Here is a 13,762-nt window from a genome sequence, read left to right on the forward strand (position 1 = left end):
TTTTTTAGTCTTTTATTTTTTAGCCACTTCAATTGCAAATATATTGTTTTTGGTAGTCAGTTTAATCTTACCGCCATTTTTTAGTTTACCAAAAAGTATCTCATTTACAAATAGTGTTTTTACGTCATTTCGAATAATTCTGTCAATTTCTCTTGCTCCGAACTCCTGACTTACTCCCTTTGACTTAAGTAAAGACTTAGCCTTCTTATCGGCAGAAAGCACTATTTTCTTGGCTGCAAGCTGGTCAGAAAGCTCTTTTAACTTCTTATCTACAACCATGGAAGCCATATCGTCATCCATGCTGTTAAATACAACAATCTTATTAAGCCTGTTCCTGAACTCAGGCTGGAATGTGTTCTTGACTGCCTCAGTAAGGACACTTTCATCCATGCTCTCACTTATAAAGCCTATGCCGCTCTTACCAAGTCTGTTGGCGCCGGCATTGGAAGTCATAATTACAACAACATTCCTGAAATCTGCTTTTCTTCCCTGATTATCAGTAAGGGTTGCATAATCCATCACCTGCAGAAGTACATTATAGATATCCGAATGGGCCTTCTCTATTTCATCAAGAAGAAGTACGCAGGATGGATTCTTTCTGATAGCCTCAGTCAGAATACCGCCTTCCTCATAGCCGACGTATCCTGCAGGAGATCCGATAAGCTTAGCAACAGCGTGCTTTTCGCCATATTCACTCATGTCAAACCTTATGAGTTTTACACCAAGCTCATCTGCCAGAGTCCTTGCTATTTCAGTCTTGCCGACACCTGTCGGTCCAACAAACAAAAGACTTGCCAGTGGCTTACCATCCTCTATAAGACCTGCTTTGGAAAACTTAACCGCGTTAACCACCTGGCTTACAGCCTCGTCCTGTCCGAAAATCTTGGCCTTAAGACGCTCTTCCAAGGTTTCAAGTCCCGCTGCATCATCTGTATCAACTGTCTCAATGGGCACTCTGCAAACCCCTGTAAGGATTTCATTGATAACAGTCTTATCAACGGTCTGGGTCTTTTGTTCAAGAGGATGAAGTTTTCTATAAGATCCGGCTTCATCAATAAGGTCTATAGCCTTGTCAGGAAGGTATCTTTCATTGATGAACTTGGCACTCATGTGTGTGGCATATTCCATAATGCCCTTTGCGTACTTAACGCCATGATATTTTTCATATTTTGTCTTGAGGCCATTTAGTATTGCAACTGTTTCTTCCTCAGAGGGTTCCCTTATTTCCACGTTCTGGAAGCGCCTTACAAGGCCTTTATTCTTCTCAAAGTACTTTTTATACTCTTCGAAGGTTGTAGCGCCGATAAAACGGATATGACCGTCTGTAAGGTACGGTTTTAACATGTTTGAAGCGTCAAAAGAACCTTCTCCAACAGCTCCTGCTCCGGCAAGGTTGTGTATTTCATCGATGTAGATGATTGGTTTTTCCTCTTTGCCAATCTCTGTAAGAACCTTTTTAAATCTCTTTTCAAAATCTCCTCGATACTGGGTTCCTGCCAGCATTCCTCCAAGATCAAGGGAAAAGACCTTTGCTCCCTTTATAGCATCAGGAACATCTCCGGTTTTAAGCCTTTCCACAAGGCCATAGGTTATGGCTGTTTTACCTACTCCTGTTTCTCCGATATGGAGTGGATTGTTTTTATCTTTTCTGCAAAGGATCTGTATAGTCCTCTCCAGCTCTTTTTCCCTGCCAATAAGAGGGTTAACATCTGTGAGGGTATCGTTAAGGCAAGGGGCATAAAGACTAAGTCCCGCCTTATCCTCTTTGGATTTGAGACTACCGTCTATATCCTCGGAGACTGCATCTGTCGTTTCCTGCGTCTCTTCCTCAATAATAGCCATCTGCTGGAGAACGTCAGCTTCTGTAATATCCTGCTGTTCCATATAGTAAACAGCATAGCTGTTCTCAAGATTCCAGATTGCATGAACCAGATGACGAACGTAAATTTTGTCGCTGCCACTGCTATAGGCACTCTGCCCCGCGAAATTAAGGACAAAATTGGTTCCGATGGAAAGCTGAGTTTCACTTTTTTCTGATTTGTCTACATACTCAGAGATGTAGTTTTTCAGGTTGCTTCCAAGGATTGTCAGATCTCCTCCGCATTCCTCAAAAGCCTCCGCAAAAACATCGTCATCCATAATCATAAGGAGAACCATCTCCGGAGTTACATATTCGTATTTGTACTTATTTGCATAGGCTATGGCATTTTGGAATACTAATGAAGCCTCTTTTGAAAGATCCATATTATGCCTCCTCTACTGTCATTCTAAAGGGAAATCCTTCCTTTTTTGCCCTTGCAAGGGCACTGTTTACCCTTGTAACAGCAATGTCGTAAGGATACTTACCAACCACCGCCTGGCCGCTTTTATGGACACCAAGCATTATTGCTTCAGCACTGACAGGATCCTTATGAAAGATATCTACCAACACTCCCACTACAAAATCCATGGTAGTAAAATCGTCATTTAGCATGATCACATTGTACTGTCTGGGCTCTTTGATTCTGCTATTTGTTTTTTCTTTTGTCTGACTTCCTGTAGCCATATCTTTTCCTCATATTTCAATCAAATATATAAAAATCGGATATATTCAGCATATCACAAAAGTGGGCAGACCCGAAAGCCTGCCCACTTGACTAGTTAACCTAGTTTTATTAAGTTACTGATTCTTATTACTGCTCTTCTTCCTCTTTTCTTTTAAGGGTTGCAAGAATTGATGCTACTATAGCAGCTGCAATAATAATTGTGATAAGTCTTGGAAGAGTTGAGGTTGTATCCTCAGTCTTAGCTCTTCTTGCTCCAAGTACTGCTGCGCCGGTCTGTCTGTTTGCTCCAAGTACTGCTGCGTCTACGATAGGTGCAGGAACTGTAGGTGCTGTAGGTGCCGGTGCCTCAACGATTGTAGTAGTTGGTGTAGGTGTTGGAGGTGTTGGAGGTGTTGGAGGTGTAGGTGGAGGTGTTGGAGTACCGGGATCAGTTACTGTCAGAGTACCTTCTACGAGAGTGATTATGTAGTTTCTCTCAAGATTTGTGCCTTCTGCAGGAACCAGTGTAAATGTATTCTTGCTTGATCCAACTTCTGTCTGTGAACCTGTAATGTTATATCCAACTGCATCGCCTATGCCCCAAGACTTACTTGTATTGATGATGCTGCTTGTAAGTGGTGTGCCATCATGTACCTTAGTTGCGCTGCCGGATGTTACAACTATTTCTCTAGGGTTGATAACAAGATTTCCGATAATGTACTCAGGATCTTCAAACTGACCTGTAACATTATTGCCATCTTCATCTTCTATAACAATAGTTCCGGTTACATTAAGTGGATATGATCCAACTTCTCTTTCTGCTACGTCTACCTTAAGTCCTGATACGTAGAAGTTAACGCCATCAATCTGGATCTTCTTAGCTCCTGAATTTCCTTCGTCAGCTGATGCTTTGATAGGTCCAAGAACTCCTGATATAAACTCTACTATGTTAGCTATAGTGTTTTCTGCTGCGCTAACCTTCTTGCCGCCTGCTACGTCGTAATCGAAGCCGCTATATTCTTCGCCGGTGTACTCTCTGATAACGTCGTTTGTTGTAATTGTTACTGTAAACTTATCTTTTCTGTCTATAATGTGCAGATGGCCGTCTACTATTTCGATTGTAGCTTTGAAGTTGCTATCTGTGTTCTCAAACTGCTTAGCCTCAAGCTTCATATCATAATCGCCAACCAGCTTGCCGGCTGCTCTTGCCTGTCCGCTAACCATTGCCACTTTGGTAACATCATATAGCTCGCTATCAGCTGTTACGTCGTATCCTGTTACTTCCTGTTCTTTACCGTTATACTCAAGTGTATCTTCCTTACCTGTTACTGTAATTGTTACTTCCAGAGGATCAATTGTAAGGAAACCATCTGATGCCATCTTAAAGGTTACGGTAAAGTTATCATCTTCATATGAGAACTTGTCTATATCAAGACCCATCTCGTATGTGCCAATATTTGTTCCCTTTGCAATTGCGTTGCCATCGTAAACAACCTTTTCAGGGTCAAACTTAGCATTTTCTACTGTAGGTGTTGCTGTAAAGCCTTCAACCTGCTGCTCTAATCCGTTGTATGTAACTGTATCGTAGTTACCTTCAATCTCAACTTCGATTGCAACCGGATTGATAATAAGGTATCCAGGATATACTTCAAAGGTTACGTTCTTGAAGTTAGGGTTATTGTTTTCAAACATGTCTACGGTAAGATCCATGTCGTATTTGTCTGCATCTGTACCCTTTGCAATAGCCTTTTCTTCTTTGAAAGTAATGTCATCTTCTGTATAAAGAGGATCGCTTATTGATGTAACTTTATATCCTTCTACAGACTGCTCTTCGCCGGTGTAATCTACTACGGCATGGTTACCTGTGATAATTACGTGAACCTCATCCTTAGGAGAAATTACAAGTTTACCATCGTCTATGATAAAGGTTACTTCTGAGAAGTTATCATTATGATTCTCAAAGTCTTCCGCTTTAAGGCCCATTGGATATTCATCTGCATCTGTACCTTTAGCAATAGCCGTTCCGTTAAACTGGAAGTAGCTTCTGTCGTAAAGCTCAGTTACAATTTCTACTTCATAACCTGCTACCTGATGCTCCTGTCCATCATAGGTTGCGCTGCCCTTATGTCCAATGATGTTTACTTCTGCAGTAATAGGTGTGATAGTAAGTGTTCCCGGATTTACTACAAACTGTACATCCTTGAAGTTAGGATTATTGTTTGTGCAGTCAGCGGCTGACATTTCCATTGTGTAGTCGTCGGCGTCTGTTCCGGATGCCTTAGCTGTTCCGTTAAACATAAAGTCTGAAGTAGTGTACTTAGGATTACTTATTTCTACATCATATCCTGTTACTGACTGTAACTGTCCGTTATAAGGAAGCCCTGCTGATTTACCTGTAATAGTAACTGTTACGCCTTCAATCGGAGTAATATTAAGTTCACCGTCAGTTACTAAGAATGTTACTGTTCCGAAATTGCCACCAATGTTTTCGAACTGGTCGGAAGCAAGACCCATAGCATATGTTCCTGCGTTAGTCTCAGTCACTGAAGCTGTTCCCTTGAACTTAATGTATTCTTCTGAGTAAAGGTCACTGCTGATGTGATCGATGTTGTATCCGCTTGCTGTATGTGCTTCTCCGTCATACTGAACCTGTACTTTATTACCGCTGATTTCTACAGTTACATCGATAGGATCAATCTTCTGATATCCATCTGCTACAATTTCAAAGGTTACTGCTGAGAAGTTATTGTTGTCCCAGCTAAAATCGGATGCATCAAGTCCCATGTAGTCTGTTCCAACTTCTGTCTGGGTTGCGCTTGCTGTTCCGTTAAAGATGATATCATCTTCTGTGAATGGAGATCCTTCAGTTATCTTTACAGTATAGCCTTCTACTGTATGAGCATTGCCATCATAATCAGTTGTATTATTATTACCTGTGATTTCAACCGTTACAGGCACTGCGTCAATAATAAGTTGTCCATCTGTTACTGCAAATATTACATTTGTAAAGTTTGTGTTCGTGTTTTCAAACTGTCCCTCAAGGCCCATTGCATATGTGCCTGCATCAGTTCCTTCTGCTTCATCAGTTCCTTTGAATATAAAGTCATTTACTGTGTAGTGACTGTCAGAAATCTCTGTAACCACATATCCACTTACTGATTTCTTAGTACCATCGTAGTCATATCTTGCGTTATTACCAATAATGGTTACTACTACTGAATCAATAGGTGTTATTGTAATGAAACCGTCAGCTGCCAGTGTGAATGCTACAGTATAGTTAGGATCCTTGTTGTAGGAGAACTTGGAAATATCAAGTCCCATAACGGTTGTTCCTACTTCTGTCCTTGTTGCCTCAGCAGTGCCGCTATACTCAATATCGTTTTGAGGGATAAGTCCATTTGAATCAACTGTATATCCTGTTGCACTATGGGACTCACCATCGTATGGAACTGTGGCATGGTTACCAGTAATAGTTACTGTAATGGCTGTAGGATTGATGATCAGGCAGCCATCAGTCACTTCATACTCCACATCCTGGAATGTGGTATTTACATGTGTAAAGCTCTCTTTTGTAAGACCCATGTAGTAAGTATCTGCATTTGTACCACTTGCCTGTGCTGTAACGCCTTCTTTAAGCTTCACATCAGATGCGCTAAATCCGCTTCCTTCTACTTCTACTCCGCCAATTGTATATTTTATTGATGTTACATCAAAACCATATACAGAGAATTCTTCTCCGGTATAGGATTTTGTATCTGTTTTACCATTGATATAAACGGTAACCTTAACATTAGGTTTCCATACTGCATACAGGGTATTTGCATCTGAATTACCTGGGTTATTTTCATTGTCAGCCATGATATACGTAGCGCCAAATCCGATTGTAACTACCTGTGCATCGGCCTGGCTCTTATCAGTATTCCATCCAATAAGCTCATAGCCAAATCTTGTGAAATTAGCCTTAGCCGTTTCTTCTGACCAAGCTGCAACTGCTTCATTAACGCGAAGTCTGTGATCACCAACATGATCTATTGTAACAGGGCTTCCTGATCCACCATTAGGATCATAGGTGATTGTTGTGTAAAGATCATCTCCACTAAGTCCTGTAGGATCATATTTAGCTCTAAGAGTTACTTCGCCAAGATTCTCTCCCTTAACAACTATCAGATCATCTGTTATTTGGAAGGTACCGTTCGGGAAATATGTTGCTACAGCATTTCCATTCTTATCAAGAAGTTCCCATCCTGCAAATACTTTCTTGGTAGGAGGAGTTGCAGGTCCTGTTACAACTACTGCTGAATCGCCGGCGTATTCGCTGCTATCAAGGAATGCACTGTCTAATGTTCCCTCGCCGGGATCATATACAACCTTGACTACGCCAACTCTTCTCCACTTAGCATAGATGTTAACATCTGCTGTTACCTGTCCAAAGTCATAAGGTGTATCGTCTGAAACATTGAACCATCCGATAATCTCATAACCGGGACGAGTAAAGTTGTTCATCAGAGCGTTGGAATCAATAATATCACCATACCATGGCTTAAAGTCTGTTGACTGGTTGTTAAGTGGCTCAGTTTCTGTTCCAAGCTTAGTACTTCTATTCTTATCGCCATCCCAGTTCTCATCCAGGAGTGCTCTGAATCTTTCCTTAACCCATACTACATATACACGGGTATCATCACTTGCAGGCATTGGTGTACTCCAGTCAACAGGAGTTGTTCCGGCCCTATCTGCAAAGATGTAGCTTCCGTTTACTTCTTTGAGCTTGTATCCATCCGGTGCTGAAAGCGCACTTGCCGCTGCAAGGACATCTGCCTGTTTTCCTGAAAGAGGTGCTTCGTAAAGGAGTGTATAATCCCCAACCTTAACCTCTGCTGATTCAACAGGCTGACCTGTAGCAGAGTCAATGCCTTCTTTTACGTGTACCAGAGAGAACTTGTAGGAGTTACGTTTATGGTAAACATTAGTATTACCATATACATAATATGAATCTCCCGGAGCTACTGACTGCATTGAACTGTGAGTTTGATCTGTATATCCGGTTACGGTAAATCCAGTATACTTATTTGTAAAATTAAATTCCTTCTTATATATTTTTTCAGCAGTGTTAGCTGCAGTAGTAGGATATGTACTACCATCGATATTCTGCTTAAAGTGATAATACTTATAATCGCCATCGTTTCCTGAATCACTAAAGTAAGAAACGGCACTGGATCCATCGCTAAGGAACGCATCGAGGAATGTTGTTCTTATTCCTGAGTAGCTTCCCTCATGCCATTCTCTTTCTGAAGGCCATGTATATCCATTATCGGAAAGTCTTGACTCATAGAGTCCGCTCATTGTCTGGGTTAAAACATCCCTATTATTCTGCCTTACATAGAATCTATAAACGATAGTATTTCTATTGTAGTAAACATTTACTACTGTAGTTCCCTTTGCAGCGATAGTCTTACCTGCTGCATCATTACCACTATATGTAAATCCAGTATATCTTTGGCTGAGTGTATTACCCAGCATCTGATCAGAGATAGCAGCATCGACATTATAATCAGAAATAACGATACTATCTTCAAAGTCATAGGTCTTATTTGCTGCGTTTACTCCATCAGTAACCTTCTGCTTCCAGATAATTACTGTAAAGCTTCCTTTACCCTTTTCCCACTTAGCATAAAGAGTTGTGTCTTCACTAATTGCAGTATTCCAGTAAAATCTCTGTGTTCCTGCTGCATCCTTGTACCAGCCCTTGAATGTATAGCCGCTTCTTGTAGGAGCTGTAGGCTCAGTTGCCTTATAGCCTGTGGCTGATGTTACATATATTGAAGGAGTATAGGATGCTCCGCCACCTGTTCCGCCATCATTTTCATTAAAGTGAATCCAGTATGCCTGAACAATTTCAGGTACCAGTTTTCTGTTATTATTATCAATTGCATCAATGGTCTCGCCGTAGTTATATACGTGACCTGCAAGGTTCTTCCATCCTACAAAGGCTTGTTCAGCCTCTTTTGGATCAACTCTTACATTAAGAGTAACGGAAGCTTCCTGCTCATTAACAGCTGTTGCCTCAAGGACCTGAACTGTTTCACCGTTTACGCCTTCCAATTTTACGTGATAAACAATCTCTATCTTAGCCTTTACTACTATAGTTTCTGATTCAGTAAATTCAATAACTCCAAAAGAGGTGAGCTGTTCATCTGTGTCCCCAATAAACCATCCTCTGAAGGTCTGATACTCACCAACATCAGGAGTACCAGGATTGTAAAGTTCCTCACCGTTCTTAATAAGCTGTTCATTTACTGTGTTCCAGGTTCTGGATTCAAAATTAAATACCTGGAACTGATATGTTCTGACTGCGCGGTTATTTCCATCTTCAATAGCTGCCCAAATATATGCAGAGAAGGAATTTGCGTCGAAATCAGCACTATCTGCACTGGCGTCTGCGATTTCCTGTGCGTATCCATTGTCATCTTTATGTACTACCTTGAATTCTTCACCTTCCATGGCAGAAGCAAGGGTCATTGTTACATGAACATATTTGGAATCAGCCGGCTCAATTTCTTCGCCATCTGCATTATAAAATGTAATATCAACACCCTTTGCCTTAGAAACGTTTTCTCCAAGGGCACTTGTTGCAGCTGCAAGGGCTTCGTCCTCAGGAATTGCGGTAACAACCATTGTAGTTCCTTCTGGGAAAATGCCTTCATCAGCTGAAACTGTTACATTTATTCCGCCTGCGCCACCAGCAAAATCCTTTGCAGGCATATTTGAAAGTTTTTCAAATGTAGCTTTATAAGAAGTATCTTTTTCTACATTTGAAGGAACAAAGGTTGACTCTGAAGAAACTGTATTACCATCCTCATCAACCCATGCCATAAATTGATAATATTTGTTAACTGCTGTTGCTGTTGATCCCTCAAACTTAGCAGTCTTATCATTTATATTAATGGTCTCAGAGGACTTTGATACACGTCCGCCAAGCTCAGCTGAATATGTAACTGTAACAAGCTTTTCTTCGAGCTCTTTTTCTTCTTTCTCTTCCTTTTCTTCGGAAGATCCTAAAGCTGCAGCGTCGTCTTTTTCAGCAGAAGAAGCAAGTGTTGCTGCATCTGCAGCTTCTTCGCTTTCTCCAGATTCCTCTTTCTTCCCTTCCCCATCTTCAGGAATATCAGCGGGATCTGTTACACCTGCTGTTGCTTCATCTATAACAGGTTCACCTCCAGCGGGCTCTGCAGGCACTTCCGGCTGTGGTTCTCCCGGTGCAGGGTCCTGAGTCTGTTCATCGCCTTGTGGCTCTGAAGCAGGCTCCTGTTCAGCAGCCTGTTCTTCATTTGACTGCTCAGGATTACCTGTTGGCTCCTCATTATTTGTTTCCTGCTCTTCATTATCCTGAGCTGGCTCTTCTGTTGGCGCCGGTTCTGCCGGAGCTTCAACATTTTCATCGCCATCAGCATATACTCTGATGCTTGCAAAATCACTGTGGAAAGTGGTTGCAATAAGAGCTAATGCCAGGAGATAAGCTAAAAATCGGTTCCATTTCCTTAACATAAAATATCCCTCCTCATAAGTGTCGATATAGTATGGAGTTTGGTTTCCGGTTAATAGTTACTAGAGTCTTCTCACTCTGCTAGACTTTGGATATTCTGGCCCTCAGCCAAGGCTTGATCCATAAGTCTGATCAGTTCAAGGGCACTTCTGAACCTCATAATTCTGTTTTCTTCAGCCCATACAATACGACCTTGCCAGGTGCCTCTCTGACAATGGTCCACCTTCACGATGAAGGTTCCTTTATTTCTCCCAGGATCAGGATAGTTTGACTCAGAATTCTTTTTATTCATAGCAATATATCCTTTCTTTCATCCTTCGATGAAATAATATTACAGGTTTTGCAATCATATAAAATATCATATGAAGGCCCTATTTTTGCGGATTTGGCTTAAAAGAAAATGAATAAAATGAAGAGTAAATAAAGTAAACGTTTGAAAAAATACAGATTTTTTTTAGAATATGTAGTTCTCAAAACCACCTTAGATACAGTTTTTTCGTAAAGAAAAGGCCAGTGCTGGGTTTTAGTTTCCCATCACTAGCCTGTTTTTGTTTATTGAATTTTTATTTCAGTATTTTTCTCTTATGATTCCACTCTCATAAGCTGATAGCAAATCTTTCAAATCTTCTATCTGCTTTTGAAGAGTCTTTCCGATGTCGGTATCTCTTACCAGTATTCGCTTTTTGGTCTTCTCAGTTATCTGTATGGTTGGAGTATTCTCCTGCCCTTTTATATATGGTTTATGAGCCGCCAGAGCAAGATGATGTGAGTTAAAAATCAGCGTATATCCCGCGATTCCTGTCTGTTCATGATAAGCCTTGGAAATACCGCCATCTATGATATAGAGCTTTCCACCTGCCTTAACCGGGCTCTCACCCTTTTTGGTCTTTACCGGAACATGTCCGTTTATGATATGGGCCCACTCCGGATCGAGGCCAAATTCCTTAAGTATCTTATCTGCATATTCTTCCTTGGCCGAGAAGCTGTAATAAGGATTGAAATTCTCCACACACAGCTCTTTTTCATTCTTAAGGAAAAGATGCTCGAAGGTTGTCATTTTGTCTTTACCAAAAAGCGGAGACCTGGGGCCGCTCCAAAGATACCACATAAGGTCAACAGCGTCCTGTTTTTTGTCTGCATCATCTCTTGGATCCAGGAAAAAGGCATCATGGATCTTCACATTTAAGTAATCCATCAGCTCTTTTCCTGAAAACTTCCCATCCCTGGTTTCCATGCAGATGAATTTTCCCTTCTCATCCATTGGAATGCAGCCGTGATACAAAAGATTGTTATTTATGGCCCTGTACATGGCTCCATGAGAATACAAAAACTGCACGTGTTTGATCAGAAGCTGTGAGTGGACAAAGCTAAGACGAAGAGTACGCATCAGCTCTTTTTCCTCATCAGTTAGTTCATAAGGGTTCTTAGGATCAATAGTTGGAAAGTTGGTATCGTTTAGCTTGTAATCCTTCTTGCCAATGTGTATTGTTCCATTTTTGTAATCGATTTTATCCAAAAGAAGTCTTTCTTCTAATTTATATTCAGGGTGCTTTTTAATAAGCTGGCCCTCAAGTTTAAGCTGAATTATGCTTATGGCCTTGCACATCTTGGCTGCAAGGTCAGGATTTACGGAATCGTATTTATTCTCATCAAGGAGATGGGGCTTGAAACAATCACAAGGATCGTCCCCATAAACCTCTGCCGCAAACATGGACAGGGGCCTTAGATTGATTCCATAGCCATCCTCCAGAGCATCAAAGCTGTTGTAGCTTGTACCGATTCTAAGGACATTTGCAATGCAGGCAGTATTTCCGCAGGCTGCGCCCATCCAATCTATATCATGGTTTCCCCACTGAATGTCCACATCATGGAAATTCATGAGTTCTTCCATAACAAGGTCAGGTCTTGGACCTCTGTCAAAAATGTCACCTATTATATGAAGGGAATCAATTGTGAGATTCTGAATCAGCTCGCAGAGCGCAATAACAAAGGCATCTGCAGAATCTATCTCGATGATGCCGCTTATGATTTCGTTGTAATATAGCTTTTTGTTGGCGTCGTTCATATCAAGATGCAAGAGTTCATCTATAGCATAGGCATAGTCGACAGGCATCTTTTTACGAACTTTGGACCTGGTATATTTGGAGCTTACCACACGGCATATGGCAATAAGTCTGTTGATAGCTATCTTTTGATGTTCATGAAGAATTTTGGACGAAACAGTCTCATCATGCTTGTATCTGCTAATTGCTTCCCTTGGATAATAGATGAGATTAGCAAGCTCAAGCTGCTCTGATTCTGACATCATATTGCCGAAGGTCTCTTCAATTTTGGCACGAATGATACCTGATGAGCTGCGCAGAAGATGTGAAAAGCTGTCATACTCCCCGTGGATATCGGAAAAGAAATACTCAGTTCCCTTGGGCAGTGCGCAGATTGCGCGAAGGTTGATTATCTCTGCCCCTGCTTTTCTTGAATTAGGAAATTCTTTACTTAGAAGTCGTAAATACTCTATATTCCTCATGAGTCCCCCTTTTTACCCGTCTTACAAATATCTTTGAGGCAGCATCTATCGCAGTCCGGGCGCCTTGCTACGCACACCTCTCTTCCATGAGTAACAAATCTGTGGCACAAGGCATTTCCTTCCTCCGGAGGGATTATCTTCCAAAGAGCCTTTTCCACTTTGGCAGGATCTTTTTCATTATCCACAAGTCCAATAAGGTTACAAAGCCTGATGCAATGGGTATCTGTAACTATGGCAGGCTTGCCGTACACATCTCCAAGAACCAGATTGGCACTCTTTCTGCCAACTCCGGGAAGTTTCAAAAGTTCCTCCATAGTGTCCGGAACAACTCCGCCGTACACATCTCTTAACATTTTCATGCAGGCTGAAATATCCCTCGCCTTGGAATTACCAAGTCCGCAGGGCCTTACAATCTCTTCTATCTTCTCCACCGGCGCATCAGCCAAAGCCTCAAGCGTAGAATATTTCTCATATAAAAGAGGTGTTATCATATCCACCCTCTTATCTGTGCACTGAGCTGCCAATCGCACACTTACGAGAAGCTGCCAGGCCTTGTCGTAGGCCAGAGTACACACTGCATCCGGATATTCTTTTCGTAGTCTCTCTATGACTTCCAATGCTAATTGTTTCTTGGTCATTTGTTGATTCTACCTTTCGCATGTAACAACCAATTACAGGTTCATAGCTAAATTCATCCTCTTATTTCTATCATAATATATTTACGCTTCCAAAAATCATGTTTTTTCGTTCTAATATGTTGACAATCATGCTCTGATAAATTGGTAAAAAATACGGCTTATTCAGAAGTAACTCCAAATAAGCCGCAGTTTCCGCACAACGCATATCTATAAAGTTATGGTTCAAAAGACCTTTCCGTCTCTGAAGTAATCAAAGAACATATCTGCCCCTGCCATACTCATTGCAAAGAATGCCACCACCAGCATCAGGAATATGGCTGCCTTGTCGTAGACAATCCTGTCAGTTAAAAAGTTAGAAATGAGAAGCTCTATTCCAAGACCGATTATCATCAAAGGCCAGAGATTAAATATCATGTCATAACTGATAAGATTAAAGAAAAGGTGTAATACAAATGCAATTCCCAGAGCTATCATGAAAAGACCTGTTGTTATAGAACCAACTCTATGAACTCTTACTGTATTTTCCATACTATGC

Annotated in this window: 7 protein-coding genes; all 7 read right to left on the reverse strand. The window is 41.2% G+C overall.

Annotation, left to right across the window (positions count from 1 at the left end; all coding sequences use genetic code 11):
* Window positions 1-12 precede the first annotated feature (12 nt).
* The 7 genes from G613_RS0113970 to G613_RS0114000 all read right to left on the reverse strand — a co-directional run bounded on the left by G613_RS0113970 (window position 13) and on the right by G613_RS0114000 (window position 13,755).
* Window positions 13-2,244: an AAA family ATPase gene (locus G613_RS0113970; RefSeq protein WP_029674962.1), complete on the reverse strand. Its 2,232-nt coding sequence runs from the start codon at window positions 2,242-2,244 to the stop codon at window positions 13-15.
* A gap of 1 nt (window position 2,245) precedes the next feature.
* Window positions 2,246-2,545 (reverse strand): ATP-dependent Clp protease adaptor ClpS, encoded by a 300-nt coding sequence (locus G613_RS0113975; protein WP_029233210.1) that lies wholly within the window; start codon window positions 2,543-2,545, stop codon window positions 2,246-2,248.
* 127 nt (window positions 2,546-2,672) lie between these two features.
* Window positions 2,673-10,067: an InlB B-repeat-containing protein gene (locus G613_RS0113980; protein ID WP_029233211.1), complete on the reverse strand. Its 7,395-nt coding sequence runs from the start codon at window positions 10,065-10,067 to the stop codon at window positions 2,673-2,675.
* A 71-nt stretch (window positions 10,068-10,138) separates the two neighbouring features.
* Entirely contained in the window at window positions 10,139-10,357 is a 219-nt protein-coding gene (locus G613_RS18140; RefSeq protein ID WP_029233212.1) for a hypothetical protein, read from the reverse strand.
* A 276-nt stretch (window positions 10,358-10,633) separates the two neighbouring features.
* A complete protein-coding gene (locus tag G613_RS0113990) occupies window positions 10,634-12,589 on the reverse strand; it encodes a fructose-bisphosphatase class III (RefSeq protein WP_029233213.1) in 1,956 nt (651 codons plus the stop codon).
* Window positions 12,586-13,227 carry an endonuclease III domain-containing protein gene (locus G613_RS0113995; protein WP_029233214.1) on the reverse strand — a complete coding sequence of 214 codons (642 nt, stop codon included), beginning with the start codon at window positions 13,225-13,227 and terminating at the stop codon, window positions 12,586-12,588. Before G613_RS0113995 ends, G613_RS0113990 begins: the two co-directional genes overlap by 4 nt.
* Before the next feature lie 222 nt (window positions 13,228-13,449).
* Window positions 13,450-13,755: a LiaI-LiaF-like domain-containing protein gene (locus tag G613_RS0114000; protein ID WP_029233215.1), complete on the reverse strand. Its 306-nt coding sequence runs from the start codon at window positions 13,753-13,755 to the stop codon at window positions 13,450-13,452.
* Between the last annotated feature and the right edge of the window lie 7 nt (window positions 13,756-13,762).

This window comes from Butyrivibrio sp. VCB2006 (assembly GCF_000420945.1).
GTDB lineage: Bacteria > Bacillota > Clostridia > Lachnospirales > Lachnospiraceae > Butyrivibrio.